This window comes from Listeria sp. SHR_NRA_18, assembly GCF_003856515.1.
Taxonomy (GTDB): domain Bacteria; phylum Bacillota; class Bacilli; order Lactobacillales; family Listeriaceae; genus Listeria_A; species Listeria_A newyorkensis.
Genome location: NZ_QPKR01000006.1, coordinates 1 through 23561, shown reverse-complemented (window position 1 = coordinate 23561; position 23561 = coordinate 1). Strand labels below are relative to the sequence as shown.

At 38.2% G+C, this 23561-nt stretch carries 24 protein-coding genes; 22 read left to right on the top strand and 2 right to left on the bottom strand.

The annotated features are described in order from the left end of the window. The first annotated feature begins 350 nt into the window (after positions 1-350). The 4 genes from DUK53_RS10065 (at position 351) to DUK53_RS10050 (ending at position 3301) form a co-directional block, all read left to right on the top strand. Positions 351-572 (top strand): hypothetical protein, encoded by a 222-nt coding sequence (locus DUK53_RS10065; RefSeq protein WP_036061190.1) that lies wholly within the window; start codon positions 351-353, stop codon positions 570-572. Beyond that, positions 572-751 carry a DUF3188 domain-containing protein gene (locus DUK53_RS10060; RefSeq protein WP_036094508.1) on the top strand — a complete coding sequence of 60 codons (180 nt, stop codon included), beginning with the start codon at positions 572-574 and terminating at the stop codon, positions 749-751. The genes DUK53_RS10065 and DUK53_RS10060 overlap by 1 nt, the downstream gene beginning before the upstream one ends. 15 nt (positions 752-766) lie before the next feature. Next, complete coding sequence (locus DUK53_RS10055; RefSeq protein WP_036094506.1) at positions 767-1195, top strand: DUF3284 domain-containing protein; 429 nt, start codon at positions 767-769, stop codon at positions 1193-1195. 216 nt (positions 1196-1411) lie between these two features. Next, the gene (locus tag DUK53_RS10050) at positions 1412-3301 is read left to right on the top strand and encodes an LTA synthase family protein (protein ID WP_052164907.1); all 1890 of its coding nucleotides are present in this window, start codon (positions 1412-1414) and stop codon (positions 3299-3301) included. A gap of 87 nt (positions 3302-3388) precedes the next feature. Here the strand turns inward: DUK53_RS10050 and DUK53_RS10045 are convergent, their stop codons facing one another. Next, positions 3389-3589, bottom strand: coding sequence for a cold-shock protein (locus DUK53_RS10045; RefSeq protein WP_036061193.1), 201 nt, complete (start codon positions 3587-3589; stop codon positions 3389-3391). A 184-nt stretch (positions 3590-3773) separates the two neighbouring features. Further along, the gene (locus tag DUK53_RS10040; protein ID WP_036094505.1) at positions 3774-4475 is read right to left on the bottom strand and encodes a Crp/Fnr family transcriptional regulator; all 702 of its coding nucleotides are present in this window, start codon (positions 4473-4475) and stop codon (positions 3774-3776) included. A 543-nt stretch (positions 4476-5018) separates the two neighbouring features. On the opposite strand from DUK53_RS10040, the gene DUK53_RS10035 reads away from it, so the two are divergent. From DUK53_RS10035 to DUK53_RS09950, 18 genes are all read left to right on the top strand, one after another. Beyond that, entirely contained in the window at positions 5019-5669 is a 651-nt protein-coding gene (locus tag DUK53_RS10035; protein WP_036094503.1) for a helix-turn-helix domain-containing protein, read from the top strand. 24 nt (positions 5670-5693) lie between these two features. After that, on the top strand, positions 5694-6416 hold the full coding sequence (locus DUK53_RS10030; protein ID WP_052164906.1) for a Crp/Fnr family transcriptional regulator: 723 nt from the start codon (positions 5694-5696) through the stop codon (positions 6414-6416). A gap of 2 nt (positions 6417-6418) precedes the next feature. Next, a complete protein-coding gene (locus DUK53_RS10025) occupies positions 6419-6922 on the top strand; it encodes a DUF4352 domain-containing protein (RefSeq protein WP_036094500.1) in 504 nt (167 codons plus the stop codon). Between the two features lie 14 nt (positions 6923-6936). Further along, positions 6937-8184, top strand: a complete 1248-nt coding sequence (locus DUK53_RS10020) for a glycosyltransferase family 4 protein (protein WP_052164905.1) — start codon at positions 6937-6939, stop codon at positions 8182-8184. Beyond that, the gene (locus DUK53_RS10015) at positions 8181-9500 is read left to right on the top strand and encodes a UDP-glucose dehydrogenase family protein (RefSeq protein WP_036094498.1); all 1320 of its coding nucleotides are present in this window, start codon (positions 8181-8183) and stop codon (positions 9498-9500) included. The genes DUK53_RS10020 and DUK53_RS10015 overlap by 4 nt, the downstream gene beginning before the upstream one ends. A gap of 21 nt (positions 9501-9521) precedes the next feature. Then, on the top strand, positions 9522-10112 hold the full coding sequence (locus tag DUK53_RS10010) for a sugar transferase (RefSeq protein WP_373862727.1): 591 nt from the start codon (positions 9522-9524) through the stop codon (positions 10110-10112). Continuing rightward, positions 10078-10809, top strand: a complete 732-nt coding sequence (locus tag DUK53_RS10005) for a NeuD/PglB/VioB family sugar acetyltransferase (RefSeq protein ID WP_052164904.1) — start codon at positions 10078-10080, stop codon at positions 10807-10809. The genes DUK53_RS10010 and DUK53_RS10005 overlap by 35 nt, the downstream gene beginning before the upstream one ends. Before the next feature lie 298 nt (positions 10810-11107). Beyond that, positions 11108-12085 (top strand): SDR family NAD(P)-dependent oxidoreductase, encoded by a 978-nt coding sequence (locus DUK53_RS10000; protein ID WP_036094493.1) that lies wholly within the window; start codon positions 11108-11110, stop codon positions 12083-12085. A 20-nt stretch (positions 12086-12105) separates the two neighbouring features. Then, a complete protein-coding gene (locus DUK53_RS09995; RefSeq protein WP_052164903.1) occupies positions 12106-13530 on the top strand; it encodes a polysaccharide biosynthesis protein in 1425 nt (474 codons plus the stop codon). Positions 13531-13537: 7 nt separating this feature from the next. Beyond that, on the top strand, positions 13538-14461 hold the full coding sequence (locus tag DUK53_RS09990; RefSeq protein WP_036094491.1) for a hypothetical protein: 924 nt from the start codon (positions 13538-13540) through the stop codon (positions 14459-14461). A gap of 61 nt (positions 14462-14522) precedes the next feature. Then, positions 14523-16019 carry a murein biosynthesis integral membrane protein MurJ gene (gene murJ / locus DUK53_RS09985; protein WP_081964428.1) on the top strand — a complete coding sequence of 499 codons (1497 nt, stop codon included), beginning with the start codon at positions 14523-14525 and terminating at the stop codon, positions 16017-16019. A gap of 29 nt (positions 16020-16048) precedes the next feature. Beyond that, complete coding sequence (locus tag DUK53_RS09980) at positions 16049-17266, top strand: glycosyltransferase (protein ID WP_036131853.1); 1218 nt, start codon at positions 16049-16051, stop codon at positions 17264-17266. 41 nt (positions 17267-17307) lie between these two features. Next, entirely contained in the window at positions 17308-18420 is a 1113-nt protein-coding gene (locus DUK53_RS09975; protein WP_081964427.1) for a glycosyltransferase family 4 protein, read from the top strand. 33 nt (positions 18421-18453) lie between these two features. Next, positions 18454-19125, top strand: coding sequence for a YveK family protein (locus tag DUK53_RS09970; protein ID WP_036094485.1), 672 nt, complete (start codon positions 18454-18456; stop codon positions 19123-19125). 20 nt (positions 19126-19145) lie between these two features. Next, complete coding sequence (locus DUK53_RS09965) at positions 19146-19844, top strand: CpsD/CapB family tyrosine-protein kinase (protein WP_052164900.1); 699 nt, start codon at positions 19146-19148, stop codon at positions 19842-19844. A 630-nt stretch (positions 19845-20474) separates the two neighbouring features. Next, a complete protein-coding gene (locus DUK53_RS17500; RefSeq protein WP_159106226.1) occupies positions 20475-21281 on the top strand; it encodes an O-antigen ligase family protein in 807 nt (268 codons plus the stop codon). Between the two features lie 39 nt (positions 21282-21320). Next, a complete protein-coding gene (locus DUK53_RS09955) occupies positions 21321-22097 on the top strand; it encodes an accessory Sec system protein Asp2 (RefSeq protein ID WP_036094481.1) in 777 nt (258 codons plus the stop codon). A 125-nt stretch (positions 22098-22222) separates the two neighbouring features. Further along, positions 22223-23248 (top strand): Mrp/NBP35 family ATP-binding protein, encoded by a 1026-nt coding sequence (locus DUK53_RS09950; protein WP_036094479.1) that lies wholly within the window; start codon positions 22223-22225, stop codon positions 23246-23248. Positions 23249-23561: the final 313 nt, after the last annotated feature.

Below are 23561 nucleotides of genomic sequence, written 5' to 3'. Positions count from 1 at the left end.
TTAGGAATAAGATCAAATATAAAAGATTAATTTTTAGTGAATTTGAGAATGTTTCAAGTTAGGTCGAAATATGGGAAATCTTGCTTTGAACGAAGAGCCTGAATTTAGACTTACGCAAATCGAGCGAAAGCGTTTGTATTCCGGGAGTTTTGTAGAAGCCGGAAGCGGAGCATACGACTGTATGTGAGAACCGGAAGTCTGCTAAACTCCCGGAATGCGAACGCTTGCCGCCGATTTATTAGGAAGATACTCAAAACTTCACCATTATGTGAAATCGTGTTTAGATGATTCTTTACACTCCACACACCGAAAAGTATAATAAAGGTAATACGTAGAAGGAGGTAATGAAAATGATCGTAATTAGTAGTCCTATGAAACGAGATTTTTTTGTAGAAACATTGGAGAATTATAATGAGAATGGTGTCACTTTTAAAAAGGTGGACGAAAAAGGGATTAAACTATACTTCGAAACGACTGCCGAAGATGAAGAAGCTGCGGTTAGAATCGCGAAGGATGTTATGAAAGCAACGGATATTGGCGCTGTTCTTTACTTCCAGGTTACTGTGGAGTAATGATGAAAAGCGCTGCAAACGGACTATTTATAATGAGCCTTGGCTTAATTATTATCGTGTTCAGTCCTACGATGGGCGGTAACTCGACTAATTTGCCAATGATGTTTACCGGAATTTTAGTAGTTATTCTTGGGGGCCTGATGGTTTTCCTGAAAAAGAAGAAAGACAAGAAATCATAAAAGGGAGATGGCGTTATGAACGTTTCCAAAAAGCTATACATCTCGCAAAAAGAATGTTTTCATACAATCGCAAAGTCTGTTATCTATGACGTCAAGCAAGCAACTGGAAAAAACCTGCCGATGCAAAAGTTAAAAGGGCTGAAGTATCGCAGAACGATGTCCAATGGAGCTGCAGTTGAAACCAAGATTACCGAGTTTCAATTTCCAAATGTCTACCAATTCGAAACAACAAGTCGCGTAAACCTTCATCGGACAACGTATACAGTCACTGAAATTAGTGATCATGTCTGTGAAGTCACTTATAAAGAAGAAATTGAAGCTGAGAAGTGGATGCAGAAAATGAACAATATGCTGGTAGGTACCATTTTCGCATTTTTGAGGAAAAAAAGGGTAACGCGTTTGCTGAAAGCCATGGAAGATTCGGTGATTACAGCGAGCAAATAAAAGGGGATCATCAGGCGGTATTACCCCAATAATTGTGGTATCCCAAGTGCCATCAATAAGAAATATCGCTTTTTGATATAGAACAAGAGCAGTGAGGCATGTCTCACTGCTCTTGTTCGTGGCGTTTGTACTCTATTTTTCACTATAGTATAATACGTAAGAAAGATGAAAGCGGAAAAAACATAGCTTTTTAGGCTACAGAGGAGATTTTTTATTATGACTGCACCAGAAAAGAGGAAACAACCAAAGCATCCATATCTAGTTAGATCACTCAGAACACTAGGTCTTGGGCTCATCCTATCCGTTATTTTGCACGTGTTACTAGACGCATCGCTCAGTGGCTTCAACTTATCAGCCACCTTTGACATGATCAAAACCTATCCAATTCCATTTTTGCTAGGAATCTTAGTTCTTATGCTAGTCTACCTATTCCTTATTTCGCTTATCGGAAACGTGTGGGCGAGTAGCACGATTTTTGTCGGTACTTCCATCGTTGTAGCGTTCGCAAACAATCAGAAATTCTTGGAACGTGGTGAACCGCTTTACCCACAGGAATTCGAAATGATCACACAATGGCGTTTTATGCTTTCGATGCTCTCCACCTGGCTCGTGATACTCCTTTTCCTCGGAATCGCTATCATCATCGCCATCGCCTGGATACTCGACCGCTACTCCCGAAAAATTTCAGCCAAGTACTACGGCCGCGATTTCAAATACTGGGATCGGAAAACGCTTATTATTCGCGTAGCAGGGCTCATTTTCAGCGGGGTTCTCCTGTTCTCACTCACGAACTTCCAAAGCTCGGATAATTGGCTCAGAAAGGCGTACAACATCGATGCCCAGTGGAAAGACGTTGATCCGAAAGAAAGCTATCAACAATATGGCTTTGTTGGTGGCCTCATTTACAGTGCAACAGCAAATATTATGGACAAACCTGTCAACTACACCGAATCTCACATCAAAGATATCACGAAAAAATACAGTAAAATAGCAGACCAAATCAATGCAACCCGCAAAAATAAACCAATGGATGACGTCAATATCGTCTACGTTATGAGCGAAAGTTTCAGCGATCCGACACGATTACACGGCGTAACAACCTCATCAGACCCAATCCCAGAAACCCGCAAAATTATGGAGAAATACCCATCCGGATATAGTTTGTCACAAGGATACGGCGGCGGCACAGCCAACATCGAATTCGAAGCCTTAACAGGACTTTCTATGTATAATATTAACCCGCAAATCACATCACCATATCAGATGTTCCTATACCAAAAAGAAAATTTCCCATCCTTGGTGAGTTCGTTAAAACAAAATAACTATGAAACAATCGCGATTCATCCATTTAAACCATCTTTCTACAGGCGCACAGACGTATACAATGCATTAGAATTCAACAAGTTCATCAGTCGAGATGAAATGCAGCACACAGAGACGCTGGACGATAGCGAGTACATTTCAGACGCATCTGCATTTCAAGAAACATTAGACCAACTAAGAGCGCATAAAACATCAACTTTCATCCACCTTGTGACGATGCAAAATCACATGACATACTGGGATAAATACATCAATACAATCGGTGTAGAAGGCGTACCAGAGAAAAACAAGCAAACTGTAGAAACCTATCTTCAAGGCATCAAGTACTCCGATGACGCTCTGAGAGACTTCGTAACGGAACTCGACAACATGAAAGAAAAAACAATGGTCGTGTTCTGGGGAGATCATTTGCCAAGCGTATTTCCAGAAGAAATCGTGAACCAAAATACCGAGCGGACAATGCACGAAACACCGCTATTCATGTACGCAAACTTCGACATACCAAAGGAAGACTACGGTACAATCAGCCCGATTTATTTCGTGCCTAAAATGTTAGAACTGACAGATAGCAAAGTTTCGCCGTACTACGCATTACTGACAGAAATGAGCAAAGAAGTCCAAGGTTTAGAGAAGAATGTTTTAATTAACGGCGATAACCAAACCATCATTGAAGACCAATTATCCCCGAAAGCGAAAGAATATCTGGAAGACTACAAGCTAATCGAATATGATTTAGTAAGTGGAAAAGGCTACTCTAAGCCAGCTCTATTTAAAGATAAATAAACGAAAAGGGGATTTCAGTCTGAAATCCCCTTTTCGTTTACACAAAAAAAGAGACTCACAAAAGTGAGTCTCTTTTATCAGCTAAAATTACGCTTTTTCAACGTTAGCAGCTTGAGGTCCACGTTGACCTTCTTCTACGTCAAAAGTAACTTTTTGGCCTTCGTCTAAAGATTTGAAGCCTTCACCTTGGATAGCGCTGAAATGTACGAATACATCGTCACCGTTTTCGCGTTCGATAAAACCAAAACCTTTTTCGCCGTTAAACCATTTTACTGTACCTGTTTCCATATCTAAATTCCTCCTCGTGCACACTGGCACATAATATTACTATTCCTGCTTAGCGGTACGAAGTGGAAAGTTATTCACTAATCATTTCTTCACCAACAAAAATAAGTCTAGTTAAATATACCATGCTTTCTTTAATAAAGCAAACATTAACTCTTTATTATCTTCTTTATCATGAATTAAAATCCTAAAACGGTTCTGGTAAGCTATCTGCGCCTAATAATTCTTTCAGTTTTTTTACATCAGAAATAATCCAAGGCTTCTTGTTAGATATTAAAATTTTCTCTTCCCGCAGACCTAATAATACTTTGGACGTATAGCCCTTAGAAGTATTCGACAGCTCGGCCAATTGCTCATAAGTAAGGAATACCGGTAATTCCACGACATTCACATCTTTATGAAATCCTAAATCAATTAGAGATAATAAACTAAAGTAGATTCGCTCTTTTGAATTGAGGCGATCTTTTACAGCCAACGCATATAACTCCCTACGAGTGCGAGCGACATAATGTAATAAAATATAATTCCTAGGATCTTCAAGTAATAACATTTGTTTGAAAAAAGAAAAATCAATACGCCACCACCGGACATCGGTTAATGCTTCTAAACGCGATTTTGTAGGCACATCTTCGTTAAATAGCGGGAGGAACGGAAGATCTCCAGCTTGCACAAAAAAACTGAATTTTTTTCCAGTTTCACCTTCGTAAGTATATTTCACATAGCCACTAGCAATTAAGTAAATATGATCCCGTCTTTTGTCGAATAGCAAATCTTGCCCCATTGGAAATCTTTCTTCTATACAGTGGTGATTAAACTGCGCATCTTTTTTTAGTAGCTTTAAGATATTGGCACTCGTTGCGAAATTATCAATCGTTTCTTTCAGGTACATAGTGGTTACCCCCTCAATAGGAATGTTATACAAAAAGAACATTTAGTGTATGTATAGTCATCTGGAGCACTAATTTCATAAAAAGAGTACTAGTATCGTTGTTATCAAATTGTACATGATTGGCAAAAAAGAAGCCTAAATATAACATAATAGACATTTTAATATGAATCTAGAGGAATAAAATCGATAGGAATTAGTCGTTGAAGTAATGGATGGATGTAAGAAGTATTGCAACGGAAGCGTTATACTGAGGGTGTTAGAAAAACAGCAAAGCTAATGAAAACCGTGGAGTACTTAGCTTTAGAATAACATACAAGTGACTTTCATGTACATGAATTTACTCAAGCATGCGTTATTTCGGATAACTTGGACGATGGTGGCAGCATTAGTAAGAAAAATAGTCAAAAAATGCATTTTAGGCAATAATGTAACACAATGTACAATATTAGTGCCCATAAACAAGAAGTATTGTATTTTTTTTAAAAGTATTCAGTGATAACATACAGATATGGCACTGGATAAAACTAAGAGAGGTGAGCTTTCATGGCTACATTAGAAAAAGATATCAATTTACAACAGATTCTTACACAATATCATGATAACAACCAACATTCTAATAACATTCGAATGATGGATGTTAAAAAAGGAGATACCATATGGGATTTCTCGAGTAAGTCAGATGTATATTTGTTTAATATGAAAGGAATTGTATATTTCGAAGAGAAGATAGCTATCCCTACGAAAGAAAAGAGTATGCTAAATGCGTTTCTTCTATTCAAAAATCAATCATGTGATCTAGAATGGCTTTCCATCGACAAAAACGCAGAGAAATCTTTGACCGCTTTATCAGAGTGCAGAATTATACTGGTTAATAAAGTTTTCTTAAATCGATTACTTGAAAATATGTCGAGATCATCTGAGAAGTACCATATTAGATCACAACAAGAAATGTTTAAGCAATTATTACAAATTAAATCATACTGGATGTTGTTACCGGCAGAGCAACGAGTGTTTGAGGTTATTGCTTGGTGTATTACTTCAAATAATTCAGGCGCTTTACCGAATTGTATTACGCAGGAAATAATAGCAAAACTTAGCAACTCAAGTAGAGAGTATGTCAATCTAATATTGAGCAAATTCAAGAAACAAGGTGTGATCTCTCTAAAACCAATTGTTATAACAAAAGTTTTCTAAAGTTTTTGGAAGGAAGTAGTATAAATGAGCACACTTTTTGCTGAGCTATATAATCGAGAGACTGTGGAAGGTCGGTTTAACGCTAATCGATTACTTGAGCTTCTGAAAGAAGATCCAGTTTATAGAGTAGCATATAAGAAAATGGAAATCCCAAAAAATACAGAGCTAAACGCAGCGCATATATTAGACGAGCATATTCATTTTTTGGAAAAAGGAATTGTTGCCTATGAGTATGAAGATCAGATTATATCCTTTTCAAGTGAAGGGGACATTCTTGGGATGAACGATATTTTTATACCAAAGGCAAATAAGTACAATGTTAGAACAATCACGAAAACTATAATATACACATTTTCGAAACAAGATGTGTTAAATAATATATTTAACATGCAAGAAGGGTGGCTTTTCCTGTATTTGAATAATCAAAATTATAACATCCTAGTGGCAGAAAAATATATGCTGATGCGCCAAATTGGAAAAACCAGGCTGAAAAATATTTTGATGGATATCGCTGAGAAGTATGGATATCAAGATGGAGATCGTATAAAGATACCAGGATGTTTTACAAGAAAAGACATTGCTAACTATGCAAATTTAAGTATGAATTCTATGTCTCAAATTTGCAAAATGCTAGAGAACGAGCAATTCTGTGTTATCAAAGCAAAGCAATTCATTCTATTAAATAAAAATACTAAAAACAGGAAAGCTTCCACGGATAACAGTAGTGTGAAGCAACGAAAGGACTAATCATGAAAAAATTAACTAAAATTACAAATACTGCAGCAATTTTAACTTGTTCAGCACTTCTTTTGACCGGATGTGGAAATACTAACGATTCATCATCACAAGCTACAAAACAGACAGAGACGAAAAAACAAGATCAAGCAGACCTTAATAAAATGAAAAGCACAAAACAATTAGAAATTACACCGACAAAGGTAAGCAACGAAGTGTCACCTGAAGAAAATAAAAAAGGAAATAAAATCGTAAAAATCCACTATAAGATTAAAAACACATCAGCTAAAGATTTCACGGTTGCGGCCAACGATTTCATTATTAATATTGGCGAGAACTACTACTACATGGGAAGTGGTATCAATTACGCAGATGCAATTAAGCCAGGCGCAACTTCGGAAGGTGACGGCTACTATGAAATTCCAAAAGATTATAACGAATTTAAATTAATGTATCAACCGCTTAGCATTGAAGAACGTGCTGCATGGGATATTATTGTTCCGCAAGACAAGAAATAAGGAGCGTTGAACTATTGAAAATATTATATCTTCATCAATATTTTGCTACCCGTAATTCACATACAGCAACGAGGTCCTATGAGTTTGCAAAGAAGCTCATCGAAAAAGGTCACGAAGTATGTATGCTTACGACAGATACATTTTTAACTGGAGATACACCATATAAAGAAGAAAAAAATGTGAAGTATTATCGTATTGATGGCATTGAAGTTATCGCAGTCAAAAATAACTACTCCAATTATATGGGACTAGTGAAGCGAGGGTGGTCCTTCTTTTCTTACATGCAACAAGCGTACAAAATTGGTAAGAAATTGACAGGAATGGACATCATGTTCTCGACTTCTACACCGCTAACCATCGCTATACCAACATTACGACTACAAAAGAAATTGAAAATCCCCTTTGTATTTGAAGTGAGAGATTTATGGCCAGAAGCCCCAAAACAAATGGGGGCCATCAAATCCGATTTTATTTTAAATAGACTCAGCAACTTAGAATCAAAAGTTTACCAAAAAGCAGACCATATTATCAGCCTCTCTCCAGGGATGACGGAAGGAATTATCGAAGCAGGTATAGATCCAAATAAGATTACGATGGTATCCAACTTATCAGATCTAAACCTATTCGATCCAGAAAAAGACTACGCGAATGAGAAGCAAGTATGGCTCGAGAAATTTCAGCTAGAAAACAAGTTCCTTCTATTACATCTAGGCGCAATGGGAGAAGCTAATGGATTGGATTATATAGTGAAAGCAGCGAAACTATTGAAAGAACAGAACCGCGAAGATATCAAAATTGTGATCGGCGGCGATGGGAAAAGTAAACCGAGATTAGAAGCATACTGCGCGGAGCATCAATTGACAAATGTCGTTTTCTTAGGACATGTTCCGAGAAGCGATGTTCCAATGATTACGAGTTTAGCCAATATTACGATGACATGTTTCAAACCGTTACCGATTTTGGCAACAAACTCACCGAACAAGTTCTTTGATTCGATGGCAGCTGGTAAACCAATTATTGTGAATTCGAATGGTTGGACAAAAGATATTGTTGAAAATTATGGTATTGGACATTACGTAGATCCAGAAAAACCACAAGATTTGGCGGATTTACTCATAGATTTAGAACAACATCAGGAAACATTGGGAGAGTTGCAACCGAGAATAAGGCAGATTGCAGAAGAGCATTACAGTGCAGAGAAACTTGCAAACAAGGTAGAACAAATTTTGGTAGGATCGCTTGAGAGGAGCAAATTATCGTGAATATAGTAGTTATTGGTACGGGATATGTTGGATTAGTTACAGGTGTGGCGCTGTCAGAAATAGGACATGACGTTTGTTGTATTGATATAGATGCGGATAAAGTAGCGAAACTTAAGAAAGCTATTTCACCGATTTATGAACCAGGTATTGAAGCCTTAATCGAAAAGAATATCGAAGCTGGCAGACTTTCATTCAGTACCGATTTAAAAGCGGCTGTGGCGGATAGTTCGGTTGTCTATCTGGCCGTTGGTACACCACAAAAGCAAGATGGTTCAGCAAATCTTGATTACATCGAAGCAGCAGCAGCAAACATCGCCCAATCGATTGTTCAAGATACGATAGTTGTCGTGAAAAGTACTGTCCCAGTCGGAACAAACCGTTATTTGAAAGAGTTTATACAGAATCAGACACCATATAGAATCTCGATTGTTTCCAATCCTGAATTTTTAAGAGAAGGCGTTGCAGTACATGACGTGTTCCATGGCGATCGGATTGTGCTTGGCGCAGATGATACGGCAGCACTTGAAAAATTAGAAATGATAAATCAAGGCTTTCAAATTCCGATTTTTAAAACGGCTCTGGAAAGTGCAGAAATGATCAAATACGCTTCCAATGCCTTTTTAGCAACTAAAATCAGCTTTATTAATGAAATTGCGAACATTTGTGAAAAAGCTGGCGGCGACATTCGTGAGGTTAGTGCAGGTATGGGAATGGATAGTCGAATTGGAAGTGCCTTCTTACAAGCGGGTATCGGATATGGCGGTTCTTGTTTCCCTAAAGATACGTTGGCGTTGAATCATATTGCTAAAAATGTTGGCTATGATTTCGGCTTAATCCAGTCAGTGATTGATGCAAATAAGGTGCAACAATTGAAGTTAGTGAAGGTTCTAAAAACGCATTATAGTAACTTAGTTGGGAAGCAAATTGCGCTTTTAGGAGTTGCATTTAAACCAGAAACAGACGATATTCGTGAAGCTGCATCCGAGGTTATTATTGAAGAGCTTTTACGTTGTGGCGCGAAAGTATCTATTTTCGATCCAGTTGCTTCTGCCAATATGAAAGCTGTATTTGGAAACGCGATTCATGTGGCTGACACCATTTCGGAGGTCTTGTATCAAGCAGATGCAGCATTAGTTGTGACAGAGTGGAATGAAATTAAGAACATCCAGTTGGCAGAATTCACATCGCAAATGAGTCATCCGGTTGTGTTGGACGGGCGACTAGTATTCGATAAGTCGGAAATGAAGCAAGCGGGTATTAGCTACTATTCTGTTGGAACTGGTGAGCTAGAAATCAACGAGCCAGTATATATTTGAGGGTGAGGTTAAAAAGTTATGTTGAGAATTAAGGCAATCATAGACATCATCGTAGCTGTCATTGCCATCGTTATCCTATGTATTCCGATGGCTGTATTAACACTAGTTCTTGCCATTTACTACAAAGGAAATCCGATTTACATGACGCAAAGGCCGGGGCTTTACGGGGAGGCATTCCGGTTGTACAAATTTAAATCGATGAAAGAATTATATGACGATGAAGGCAATCTTTTACCAGATGAACAGAGGCTAACACGGGTAGGGAGTCTCTTGCGAAAAACGAGCATTGATGAATTACCGCAATTAATAAACGTTGTAAAAGGTGACATGAGTCTTGTTGGACCAAGACCATTACTGCTGGAATATAACGATTTATATACCGAAGAAGAGCGCAAACGATTAGATATGAAACCTGGAATAACGGGCTGGGCGCAAGTGAATGGAAGAAATGAAATCGATTGGAAAACAAAATTCCGAATGGATGTTGCATATGTGACGCAATATTCTTTACTTTTTGACATAAAAATTATTTTGCTAACCATCAAAGTGATTATTAAGAAAGAAGGCGTTAGTCAGGATGGATTTGTTTCCGCAGAGCGATACAGAGGTTAGAAAGAAACTTGTTATTATTGGTAGCGGCTCCCAAGGAAGAATGATCCGTAACGTTATTGAGAACTACGGTTTAGGATATTATTTTTGGGGATTCTTAGATGAACAGTATGAATCGCTGTTTTTGGAAGATGGTGTCGAGCGAGGACCTATTTCGCTAGCCCAATCACTTTACCAAGATGAGAATACATCCTTCATCATTGCCATCGGAGACCCGGAAAATAAGTTCGAAATGGCTCAAAGTCTGGGTTTTCCAGAAGAACGATATGCGACAATTATTCATCCTTACGCGTATGTGGATCCTTCCACGGATGTTGGGTATGGTGTGTATGTATCGGCAAATGCAACAGTGATGCACCAAGGAACGATTGGAAATCATACATTTATTTTAGCGGGTGCAACATTGGAATACGAGACACGAGTTGCGGATTGTGTACTCATCGCCGCTAATACGACGATTTCAGGCAACGTAGCCATTCAAAATCAGGTGTTTGTAGGCGCTGGCTCTGTTATTACACAAGGAAGAAATATTGGTTCACATACAATTATTGGTGCTAGTGCGACTGTACTAAAGGACGTGCCTGAACACAGCATTGCCATTGGTACGCCGGCGGTAGTGAAAGTCAAAAGTAACGAGAAAAGTGCTGTGAATAAATTGGTTAAATCGACTACAAAAACACATGTTGTTCACGGTGAATAATGAGTAATAATACATTCCGATAGGTGAATAATTTTGCATAAAAGGTATCATTTTCTTTGTTCATTAAATGTCCATTATTCTATAAAAAAGCGTCGTATATATAATAATGGACATTTTAATGTATATCGAGAGGAATATCCAAGCGCAAAAGTTACTCTTATAGTAACAAAGGGCTGAAAGATGCATAAGTTACGAAGCGTTATACTTAGGGTGTTCAAAAAACAACGACACCAAAAAATCATCAAGTTAAATGAAATAATCGAGTAATAAATCAAATAAATTATTGGAGTGATACGCCGTGAAAAAAACAGTTTTAGTAACAGGTGGAGCGGGATTCATCGGCTCACATATTTGCCAAATGTACTTGGCTGAAGGATATCAAACAATTTGTGTAGATAATCTAATTTCAGGAAAAGAAGCAAATATTGCAGAGCTAATGAATCATCCAGCATTTCACTTTTATAAGGTAGATATAGGTAATGAAGCGGAAATGGAAGAATTGTTCATCAAGTTCAGACCGCAAGTAATCAATCATCACGCGGCTCAGAAATCAGTACCATACTCACTCGAAAATCCAATCTATGATTTAGATACAAACATCGGTGGGTTGCTGAGATTGCTAGCGCTGGTTCAAAAATATCCTATCGAAACATTGGTATTTGCGTCATCAGGCGGTGCGCTTTCGAAAAAACTAGAAGGCGACGAGCGGTCAGCCGAAAAAGATACACCGCAACTCATTTCTCCATATGCGCTAACGAAATACGCTGGGGAACAATATATTAATATGTACAGCGAAAAATATGGTTTTGATTATACGGTTTTACGTTACGCCAATGTATTTGGACCAAAGCAAGTTCCAGATGGAGAGAGCGGTGTAGTTCCTATTTTCTTGAAGAACTTAAATGAAAGTAAGAGATCGATATTGATGGCTTATCCAGACATGCCAAGAGGTTGTACACGTGATTATATTTACGTAGCAGATGTGGTAGAAGCTAATAAATTGGCGAGTCAAAAGCCGCTAAATAAAGTGGTTAACATTGGCTCGGGAACAGAGATTTCGATTCTAGATGTTTATGAACAAGTTCTTGATATATTCGGAAAGTCAGAACCGATTGAAATTGTAGGGCCGCGGCCTGGCGATATTAGAAGATCGATACTAGATACAAAAATTGCGACAGAAGAATTAGAATGGAAAGCAAACTATACATTACGACAAGGTTTGCAAGAATTATACGCATTTAATTTAGACCGGGATAAAGAACTTACATTCCGTTGAATAAACGAGGAGGAGCGAATATGAATATGATGAGGACATTAATTATTGGTGCAGGAGCTGGAGGGAAATTTGTTATCGAGCAGCTGCAGACAACTAAAAATAGTCGCTACCAGCCAGTTGTCATTTTAGACGATGCTAGTCATAAAGTGAATTTAGAATTGAGCGGAGTTCCAGTGAAGGGAAACTTAGCAGACTTAAGCAGGGTCATCACGAATGAAGACATCAAGCATGTTATTCTAGCTATCCCAACATTAGACACGATGATGCAAAGTAAGATTATCGACGAGCTAAGAGAATACGATGTTACGTTATTTGTTCTCCCATCTGTATTTTCGACGAGAGAAAGTCAAAAAGTAGCGATTCCAGAATTGGACTACAAAGATTTGATTCGAGATAGATCTGAATTTCAGCTAGACTACAATGATATAAAACGAAAAATTCGTCAAAAAACAGTTCTTATTACAGGTGCAGGCGGATCGATTGGTTCTGAAATAGCCCATCAAATTTTTAAGTGTCAGCCTGAAAAAATCATTTTATTGGGTCACGGTGAGGGCAGTATTTATCAAATTGATAGTGAGTTGCAGCAAGAAAAAATGATAAAGGCTTATGATATCGAGATTATACCAGTGATTGCAGATATTCGAGATGAGTTACGTATGACACAAGTTTTCAAACAGTACAAACCAAATATTGTGTATCATGCTGCAGCGCATAAACACGTTCCGTTGATGGAAAATAATATTTACGAAGCCGTCAAGAACAACATTATCGGGACATACAATGTCATCCAAGCTAGTAAGCAAAACGCTGCGGAAGAATTTGTGATGGTATCAACAGATAAAGCTGTTAATCCTAAGAACATAATGGGCGCTAGTAAACGATTGGCAGAGAAATTAACACTTGAAAATGATATGACAAGCAGAACAGTGTGTAATGTTGTCCGCTTCGGTAATGTATTGGGTAGTCGAGGTAGCGTCTTTCCAAAACTTTGGGCGCAAATTCATCAAGGTGTGCCGCTTACGATAACAAATCCAGAGATGAAACGTTATTTCATGACAATTCCTGAGGCAAGTAAACTGGTTATTTCGGCGAGTATGCTCAAACGAAGAAATGCTATTTTTGTGCTAGATATGGGTGACCAGCTTGGGCTTTCGGGTATGGTCGATCAGCTAATTGAACTTTCTGGGAAAAATAAACGTGACATCAGTATCCAATATGTCGGCGTTCGCCCAGGAGAGAAGATGGAAGAGGAATTATTTAATCAAGAGGAGCTCTCAAGTAAAGTGACCGACAAAATGTATGAAGGAAATTACTATACGAGTATCAGAGAGCTAGATAGTATCAAACATTTAATGAAAAATTATACAACGATTGAGCACGAAACATTACGCAGCTTGCTATTAACATTAGCTAATACGCATAACGCGTTACAAGAAACGATGTGAAGAAGATATGGAAGCATTGATTCGATTAAAACAAAAAAACTTAGCAGATTACGAGTATATGATTCTAACATCAACGGCTAACAAGACCAATACCAATCAACTTTTACCAGATCGTTTGAGTTCAGAAGGCTCTATATTAAATATTCAAGTAAGCACGGATGTATTTGCTATCGCTGTTTTACGACTAGTGGATGGTGTCATTCCTCATATCTTTGTTGATGTGGAGCGTAAACAAGCGATTAATCTGTGGGAAATCGCGAGTGAAATGTGTCATGACTCAGCGATTCATCCGTTGAAAGCCAACGATGTTACAGTCGATGCAGCTGCGAGCATTGTTATCAATGAACTACAAAATAATTTTGAACAATGTAGGGTCATGATATATGGAACGGGTAACTTGGCTACCAAAACAGCCCTGAAGCTTGCTGAACTAGGTATGCATGTCACACTTGCTGGCAGAAATGTTTCAAAAGTAACTCGAATTGTGCACGTCCTAAATGATATTTTACCGAGTCACACACCGTTGCCCATTCAAGTTTTTCAAGCGAATAGGACAGACAAGGTGGATGTATTGATATCCGCCATATCAGCCCAAAAGGTGTTAGATGAAACCTGGTTAAACTATTTACAGCCTGATGGTTTTGCGCTAGATATGGGTTTAAACAATTTTTCAGAGCAGTTCATCGACAAAATCTTGCTATCAGAACGTGCCTTATACCGCGTAGATATTCAAGCAAAGATTGGTACAGCTATTCTGGATTTGAAAACAGAAGATTACTTTTTCAGTAAAATTCGAGGAAAAATTAAATGGTTGGATCACACTGCTGTAGCGGGTGGCATTATTGGTAACGAGAATGATGTTGTTTTAAACAGAGTAACCCCGCCGTATGTGGTGATTGGGACTTCCAATGGTACCGGTGGATTGAAGTAGGACATAAAGATAATGAAGGAAGGCGAACAGGCGATGAGAAAGCAAGTTCCAGTACACACTATTGAAGAAGATTAGATTCTATCAGACTTTTTCTATTATTATCGTCCTTACGATGGTCGTCCAAGTTATCTCCCTGCTAAGGACGACCGCATTAGCCACGAACTTCGGGATAAGCAATGACATGGATGCTTTTAATTTTGCGAATACAGCGATGGTTTGCCTAGTTAATATTATGGGGCCATCGGTTGCAACGGTCCTGATTCCGTTTTTAGCGAAGATGAAAGACGGTATAGAAGATAGGAATATATTAAACACGTATATTACAGCAATCATGGCCATTACGTATATTCTACTTTTAACATATTTTGTCATCGGTAGTATTTATTTCTTTGCTGGAAGTTCGAGTCATGGGCTTACCTTCCAAGAGCTAACGTTTATGCTGACTTTTATTTTAGGAATTGCCCAGTACACCAGGCTCATTTCATCCATTCAAACCGCTTTTCTACAAATGGACGGTAAGTTCATCATCATCAAAATAGTAGCGGTGGTTTCGGCGATACTTAGCTATATTTACATTATTATCACGCCAAACTTAAGTATTATGGAAGCCGCGGTATGCATTGGTTTATCTTATGTAGTGGAATGTATCGGCTTAATTTTTAGTAACAAAAACAAGAAATATAAATACCGAGCAAAATTCAAATGGGCCGATGCTGAATTTCAAAAATTGATGCGCTTAACGGTTCCAGTCACACTCAATTCTGTTATTTATCAAGTCACCGTATTGTTACCGAATATACTGGCTCGTTTTTTCGGAGAAGGTTACATCTCTACGATGGTTTACGCGAACCAAATTATTAGTATCATGCAGACCTTGATTATTATAAACCTAATCTCGATGCTCTATCCAACATTGACGCGCAGTTTTAATAGAAGCATTGAAGAGGCGAAGAAAAAGCTAGTTCTTTTTATAAATGGCTCGAATATGCTAGTAATACCAATGATTAGCGGCATGATGCTGCTGGGTGGATTAGTCATTAAAGTGCTGTTCGAACGAGGCAATTTCACACATGATTCTACTATTATAGTATGGCAGTTTCTTATTTTTCTAAGTTTAGCCTTACCATTCGTTGTCATCCGAGAGTTTATCTTTAAAGCATTTTACGCGATGGGTGACACAAAAACCCCCGTCAAAAATTCACTGATTGTCATCATTATCCAGATCATATTCTTGGCGGCAGGTTCGTTTTGGATTGGCGTCTATGCGATCATGCTTTCCCCATTACTCGCAGCCGTACTATCAACCGTACTTGGCTACAGAGATTTACGCAAAAAAATCGGACCGCTCAGTGAAAATAACGAGATGATAAAGCAACATGTACTCACCATCTTTAATTCGCTAGTCATGTGCGCCGGGATTTGGGGCGTCATGCAAGTCGTTCATTTCAATACAATCGTGAACCTGATTATCTACATTGGCGTTGGGATAGTGATTTATGGCATATGTGTCCTACTAACGCAAAGAAAGTATGTCAAAACACTACTAAATAATCGTTAAAAATAAAACTAATAGAGGATGAATCCAACTTGAAAGTACTATTTCTAATCTCTTCATTTCCTAAACTATCTGAAACATTCATTTTAAACCAGATTACAGGTTTTATCGATAGAGGTATCGATGTTGAAATCCTATCTTGGAATAAAGTTGATAATAAAAAAAATCATGCACAAGTATCTGAATACAATTTACTTGAGAAAACCCATTTTCTAAACTTTCCAGCAAGCAAATCCAAACGTTTAGCTGGCGGCATGAAAATATTTTTGAAACAAGTATGGCGTTCGCCGAAAGCGGTTTTTAACGCCTTAAACTATAAAAAATACGGAAAAATGATTTTTACAACGCGTTTCCTATATGCGCTACCTTACTTTATCGAGAAAGAACAACATGATGCGGTCATTTGCCACTACGGTCCCAATGGAAGCGTCGCAGCTTTTCTGAAAGATCAAGGATTACTTCCAGAGAAAACAGCGGTCTTTTTCCACGGTCACGATATTACTTCTTTCATAGAAAGCCGTGGCAGCGATGTTTATGACACACTGCTAAATTCAGATATCGACTTACTGCCTGTGAGCGAATTGTTTGCCGACAAACTTCTGCAAATTGGCGCTGATTCAAACAAAATTCGTGTGCATCATATGGGGATTGATTTGAACGAATACAGCTTGGTTTCACTAGCACCACCTGGCGACACCATGAAATTCCTCTCGATCGGACGTTTAACAGAGAAAAAAGGAATGGATGTAGCGATTCAAACGATAGGCGAGTTGAAAAAACGCGGTCATCAAGTTTCCCTAGACATCATTGGAGAAGGTGAATTACGCGCTGAAATGGAAGCTTTGATTGAGTCACAAAAACTAGAAAACGAAGTGAAACTCATCGGTTGGCAATCACAAGCAGAGATTAATCACGCGATTCAAGAAGCAGACATGATGCTTCAACTTAGCAGAACAGCAACAAACGGTGATAAAGAAGGTATCCCAGTTGTTTTAATGGAAGCTATGGGCCGAGGCAAGTTAATTCTATCGACAGAACATAGTGGTATCCCAGAGCTAATCACAGATGGTTTAAGCGGCTGGCTAGTACCAGAGAATAATGTTGCAAAATCAGTCGAAAAAATATTAGAAATCAAAAATAACCCAGATACTTGGCTTCCGGTATCACTTAATGCACGAGCAAAAATCAATGAACAATTTAATATCATGACGCTAAATGATCAATTAGCAGGATACTGTAGCACAAAATAAGATAATTAGGAGGGATTGGAATTAGAAATCCAAACAAAGTTATGATGGCTAGCTCCGTTCACGTATGGAGTGACACACGGATTTATTTTAAAGAAGCGAGAACACTTGCAGAACAAGGTTTAGAAGTTGATTTTTATGCTATAGATCATCTTAGCGAGAAGGCGGATATCCCGAATTTGACGATGCATTACATGAAGCCACAAAAAAGATACAACCGTTTTGTGCATTGGCGCTTTCTATATAAAGAAATGATCCAGTCTGATGCGATGTATTTCCACTTCCATGATCCCGAATTATTGTTTGTAGCGCGAGCATTGAAGAAGCGTTTAGGCGATGACATCAGAATTACGTATGACATGCACGAACATTTACCAGCAGCGATAAAAACAAAGCAGTGGCTCCCAGCTTTTATAAGACCGACATTGTCCAGCTTAGTAGAACGCGTGGAGAAAAAACTGATGAAGTACTGCGATACCGTTATTTTTGCAGAGTTGTCCTACAAAGAGAACTACACAGAGTTAGGTTTAAATAAAGTAGATGTATTAAACTATCCAATTCTGCCGAAAAGCGATGCCGCACCAGCAAAAGAAGAAGTTTTCACCCTTATCTATGTGGGTGTTTTGATTGAACAACGTGGCTTATTCAATATGTTGGAGTTAGCGAAAGCGTTGAAAGAGAAGCAGACCATCGATTTTCATTTTAAATTAATAGGCCCTATTTTTACGAATGAAGAAGTGGTGAAGCAATTTATCGAGGACAATGATTTAAGCGATAATATCACCTTATATGGAAGAATGCAGTACAAGGATATTTGGGAGCACTACGCAACGGCGCATGTTGGTGTATGTCTGCTTCATCCAACGCCGAATAATCTCAACTCGCATTCCACGAAATTATTCGAATATATGGCCGCAGAATTACCGATTATCGCATCTGACTTCCCAGATTTCACTGCCATGTTAACCGAGCACCAATGCGGTAAGACGAGCAATCCAGACGATTACGAAAACATGGTCCGTATTGTTCAAAGTTACATCGCAGACCCAGAAGGCAATAAAGTGATCGGCTCAAATGGAAGAACAGCATTCGACACGTACTACAACTGGAATCACGAAGGAGAAAAGCTACTAGCCATTTACTCAAATGAAAATTAGTATCCCATTACTAGTTAATAAGGAGCAATGAATATGAAATTAAAGAATCTCACGTTAGGAAATCTATGGAAAACTTTCAAAAAAAGCTTCGTATGGTTGATACTAATTGTTTGTTTGGCGCTGGCAAGTGTCTACACCTATAGTAATTATGTTGCAAAACCTGAGTACACCTCGTCTTTCCAAATCCTATTAAACGCAGAACAAACAGATGCACAAGCGAAATCATCAGAAGGTGTCCGAAATAATATCCAGTTAATTAACACCTTCACATCCGTTTTACAAAGTGGAAAAATAATGGACTTAGTCAAAGAGAATGTAAAAACAGACGATTCTTCGGCTAAACTTTCTAGCCAGACTAAGATTACCTCTAATGAGAACTCACTAGTATTAACGATTAACTATACAGATACGGATAAAAAGAAAGTATCAGAAATATCGACTGCAATGCAAAGTGTTGTAAGCAAAGAAATACCTAGCATTTTTAAAGGAACAACAGTTACAGTCTTAGAAAAATCATCTATACCCACAACTCCAAGCAATAATTCTATGTACATTCTAGCAATTATGGTCGGGTGCTTACTGAGCGCTACGCTATTATTTGTCTTGTGTTCCATGGATACAACCGTTCAAAACGTGGAGCAATTAGAAACTATTGGCTTACCTTTCCTTGGCGATATACCAAAATTTAAGAGTTCAGAGCTCTAAAATAGAGAGGATTATTTTACATGCTTATTAAAAGAAAAGAAAAAAACACCATCATTACGGATGGTAATGAGATGACAATGCAAAAAAATTCGGTAGCCTATGAGAAATTCAGTTCCATTCAAACGAACATCCAATTTATGGAGCGCAAGGCAGGAAGCGTACAAACAATCGCAGTTACATCGGCAAATAAAGGAGAAGGTAAATCGTTCTTCATCACCAATTATGCGAACACATCCGCTTTATATAAGCAGAAAACCCTGTTAATCGATGTAGATTTTTACAATCCAAAAATCTCAAAACAATATAAAACAAAGCTTATGCCAGGATTATCTAATGTATTGGTAGACATGATTAGTTTTGAAGAGGCAGTCATTCCTTTAGAAAATAAATACCTATCTTTCTTACCTATCGGGACATTACCACCAAATCCACTGGAATTATTACGTTCAGATGAGTTTAAGGCGTTATTGACCGATTTGAAAGAAAAATTCGATGTCATTTTACTAGATTGCCCGCCTATCAATTTGTTTACGGATGCTCGAGTAGTCGCGGCAGAGAGCGATGGTGTTATTCTATTGATCAACAGCCAAACAACAAGTGAAGAGGATGTCAGGAAATCCAAGTCATTACTCAATCAAGTAGATGCAAACATTTTAGGCGCTGTGTTAAATAATAAGCGTTACAACCAAAAACAGATGGCGTCTTACAACTATTATTAAATAAATCCATGAAGGAAGTAGTGTATCTATTATATGAAAGTAATGATGAATAAAGTATCTCAAAATAGGGTTACATTTCGCGGGATAGTTATCGCAGCCATGATTCTACTGAGCATCCTATCACCGATATTCCCCTTGTTACTTATTGTCCCAGTACTAGTCATTGGACTTCTCTATGTTAATAAAATCAATGTGGATAAATGGATGTATGGCCTCTTTATAGCTGTTATTATGGCAGGCTTTTGGGGGGCATATGCATCGCTCCCGCAACTTCCGAGTCTGTTCTTATTCCGAATACTAATAGCCATCCATTTCATTCTATTCCTGTTTAGCAAAAAAGATTTCTCGACTATCAAATTACTTAAAGTGCCGCTCATTTGTATGGCAGTTTGGATACTTTATTCTGTGCTAACTTTGCTCTGGACAGCGGATTCGTCACTTAGTTTGAGCGCTATTTACTTTCAAATAGAAACCTGCTATATCGTTTTTATGTGCGTCTACTACATTACATCATGGGAAAAAATGCGCCAAGTTCTTCTATATATATCATGTAACTATGTTGTCTCACTTGGAATCGGATTATATGAAGTTATTTCAGGGAAACATTTACGTTTTTCAGCAGGTACTCTGTTGAACTACGAAGACTCAAGACCAACAGGCTGGTTAGTTAACACGAATGACTACGCGTCGTATCTTGTTATTTATTTTGGCTTGGCCTCCCTTTATTTACTGTCTTCAAAAAAGAAATGGCATTTTGCGCTCTGGCTAGTAATGCTCGCCATTGTCACCTTGTTAGTCATCGAGTCACATTCCAGAACAGGTTTCTTGGGATTGGTAGCCATAGTCGCATTGGTACTTTTCAAAGTATTACGGATACAATATTTTCTATTAGCTATATTTGCTGGTGCAGTCGCATTTTGTAGTAAGACTATCTATTCCAGCTTCGTAAGTTCAGATCTGACATCACAATTAGTCGATTCTTTTACAGGAAAAGGCGATTCAACCGAAGAAAGAATGTTCATGTATAAATTTGTTATCCAGCTATGTAAAGACCATCATTTTCTCGGAGTAGGCGTTGGGAATACACCACGATTTCTGTTCGAAGCGCTATATGGCACTGCAAATGTTGACATTACAGGCTCGCAAACGATGGCAGCCCACAATTTTTGGCTCAGTATTATATCGGACATCGGTCTCATAGGCTTCATTCCGATTCTGATTTTCTTCCTCTACTATCTCTATCAAGCAGCGACAATCTACATTACAAACAGTAATTTAAAAGGCGCTATCCCCGCCGCAGTGCTTTTAGGATTTATCGGCGTATCTGTCGGAAGCAGTAGTATTTTTGAAATGCGCGTTATTTGGATCGCCCTTGGTCTAGGCCTGGCAGTCATTTGCTTACTCCAACGCGAGAAAAAAGCAAAGCAGATCGAATGAAATTTTTAGAAAATTAATTAGATAATCGGAGTGTTAACCATGAAAAAAAGTATCGCAAAAATATATTTCAAACTGAGAAGTCGGGTTTACAAAGCGCCAAACAAGCAAAAACTAAACTATATATTAGAAAAAAGTAACCAAGAAGATGCTCCGTTACTCGTTATTTTTAGCGCATTTCCAAGAACCGGAATGAAAGCAACCTACAATTACTTGCGAACGCTTAAAGATGTAGATACGCATAAACTATTCATTCTAGATAATTTTGGCTTTCAACAAAGAGGCGCGTATTATTTAGCTGAAAACGGCGATTTCAAGATTCGCACTGCAGTAGAATCGATTATTGCGGACGTTCAAAATAAGCTAAAGTCTAAAAACACTATTTTTATAGGGACAAGTAAAGGTGGTTTTGCAAGTCTGTATTTCGGCATAAAGATGAGGGCAGACTACATTATTAGCGGTGCACCACAATATAAACTAGGCAATTATTTAAGCGACATCCCAGAAAAAGCCCCAGTCCTATCAAGCATCATGGGAAACACAGATAAGAGTAGCATTGACCACCTCAACGCCCTATTACCTGCAAAAATTAAGCAAGCGAACGGCTCATTGCCCAAAGTCTACGTTCATTATTCCGAACAAGAACACACCTATGAAGAGCATGTAAAAGACTTGATACAAGATTTGAGTGTTGCCAACTACGATCTCACATTAGACATTTGTGACTACAAAATACATCAAGAAGTAAGTCAATTTTTCCCACCATTCCTGATTCAATCACTTAGCCAGATCATCACCAAACTAAAAGCAGAACAGTAATCCCGTTCGAAAATAAGAGCCAACCGAGATCCGATGGGCAAATTCTTGGCGAAAATAGAAGGGCGCATGATATAATGAAGTAAGCGCTTATATTTTCGTCAGGTAAATCCATAGGGGGCAAATTTATGCTAAACGAACAACAAATCACAAAATTATTAGAACGTATATTAGATCCAGTATTAGAGTTCACGCTACAAGAAACTGGAGGCATCATGGAAGTAAGTGTCACAAATAATAGTGTGGCATTACAAATCGCGTTAGCAGATCCAGAGCTTCACACAGATCAGTTCACTGCAAACATAACAGAACTACTAGGAGAATTCGGATGTGAGGATATCCATTTTGAGCTTGCCTACTTACCAGTTTCCAAGATAGAACAACTACTAGCAGCAAAGAATAATATACTGTCTCCCGAAAGCAAAACCCAATTCATAGCGATTGCTAGCGGTAAAGGTGGCGTAGGCAAATCAACAATCGCAGCCAATCTGGCAGTAGCTCTAAAACGCACTGGGAAAAAAGTTGGCTTGCTAGATGCTGACATATACGGATTCAGCTTGCCTATTTTGATGGGAACAAAAGATGTCCCAAAAACAGTAGATGAAAAAATTATCCCAGTCACTACATATGGCGTACAACTAATTTCGATGGATTCCTTTGTTGAAGATGGCGAGCCTGTCATTTGGCGTGGACCAATGCTTGGAAAAATGATTAAAATGTTTTTAGAAGATGTCCATTGGGATGCCCCCGATTATCTAATTATTGATTTACCTCCTGGCACAGGAGATATCGCACTAGACATCCATACGCTGCTACCAACGTGCAATGAACTCATTGTCACAACACCCCATCAAGCAGCCGCGACAGTTGCAGCAAGAGCGGGAATCATGGCTATAAAGAATGAACATCATATTTTGGGGGTTATTGAGAATTTATCCTATTATCAAACAGAAACAGGCGCGAAGGCATATTTATTTGGAGAAGGCGGCGGAAAAAAAGTGGCCACAGAACTAGAAACAGAATTATTAGGAACATTCCCGATAGAGCAACCAGAACACAACAAGAATGGCTATCTATCAGGCATTTACGAAGCAGAGAGCATACAAGGTAAACGCTTTTCGGAACTAGCAATAAAAATAAATCACTATTTATAAAAAAAATATGCAAAAAACTATTGACGAATGGATAAATAGTTGGTATATTTATAAACGTTGCTGATGCACATAACGCAAAACGCAACACGAGAGATTGACCTTTGAAAACTGAACAGAAACAAAGATAAAACCAATAGAGACAGTGATGTTTCTAGGTAAGAATCGCAGGGCGGAAATAGAAAGCTGTTTCCAAAAGTAATACTAGTAAAGTAATTTGCTAGCGAAGTCAATTTGACGCAAGGATCTTATTCACGGTGTTGAATAAGTATTCAGATTCATCTTTATTTTAAAGAGAGTTTGATCCTGGCTCAGG

Excerpts from the sequence above, each read along its gene's own strand:
- DUK53_RS09975 (WP_081964427.1), top strand. The coding sequence starts at position 17,308 with ATGATGGCTAGCTCCGTTCACGTATGGAGTGACACACGGATTTATTTT.
- DUK53_RS09965 (WP_052164900.1), top strand. The coding sequence starts at position 19,146 with ATGCTTATTAAAAGAAAAGAAAAAAACACCATCATTACGGATGGTAAT.
- DUK53_RS09950 (WP_036094479.1), top strand. The coding sequence starts at position 22,223 with ATGCTAAACGAACAACAAATCACAAAATTATTAGAACGTATATTAGAT.
- DUK53_RS10050 (WP_052164907.1), top strand. The coding sequence starts at position 1,412 with ATGACTGCACCAGAAAAGAGGAAACAACCAAAGCATCCATATCTAGTT.
- DUK53_RS09995 (WP_052164903.1), top strand. The coding sequence starts at position 12,106 with ATGAATATGATGAGGACATTAATTATTGGTGCAGGAGCTGGAGGGAAA.
- DUK53_RS10040 (WP_036094505.1), bottom strand. The coding sequence starts at position 4,475 with ATGTACCTGAAAGAAACGATTGATAATTTCGCAACGAGTGCCAATATC.
- DUK53_RS10045 (WP_036061193.1), bottom strand. The coding sequence starts at position 3,589 with ATGGAAACAGGTACAGTAAAATGGTTTAACGGCGAAAAAGGTTTTGGT.
- DUK53_RS10065 (WP_036061190.1), top strand. The coding sequence starts at position 351 with ATGATCGTAATTAGTAGTCCTATGAAACGAGATTTTTTTGTAGAAACA.
- DUK53_RS10035 (WP_036094503.1), top strand. The coding sequence starts at position 5,019 with ATGGCTACATTAGAAAAAGATATCAATTTACAACAGATTCTTACACAA.
- DUK53_RS09970 (WP_036094485.1), top strand. The coding sequence starts at position 18,454 with ATGAAATTAAAGAATCTCACGTTAGGAAATCTATGGAAAACTTTCAAA.
- DUK53_RS09990 (WP_036094491.1), top strand. The coding sequence starts at position 13,538 with ATGGAAGCATTGATTCGATTAAAACAAAAAAACTTAGCAGATTACGAG.
- DUK53_RS09955 (WP_036094481.1), top strand. The coding sequence starts at position 21,321 with ATGAAAAAAAGTATCGCAAAAATATATTTCAAACTGAGAAGTCGGGTT.
- DUK53_RS10005 (WP_052164904.1), top strand. The coding sequence starts at position 10,078 with ATGGATTTGTTTCCGCAGAGCGATACAGAGGTTAGAAAGAAACTTGTT.
- DUK53_RS10055 (WP_036094506.1), top strand. The coding sequence starts at position 767 with ATGAACGTTTCCAAAAAGCTATACATCTCGCAAAAAGAATGTTTTCAT.
- DUK53_RS10025 (WP_036094500.1), top strand. The coding sequence starts at position 6,419 with ATGAAAAAATTAACTAAAATTACAAATACTGCAGCAATTTTAACTTGT.
- DUK53_RS10060 (WP_036094508.1), top strand. The coding sequence starts at position 572 with ATGATGAAAAGCGCTGCAAACGGACTATTTATAATGAGCCTTGGCTTA.
- DUK53_RS10030 (WP_052164906.1), top strand. The coding sequence starts at position 5,694 with ATGAGCACACTTTTTGCTGAGCTATATAATCGAGAGACTGTGGAAGGT.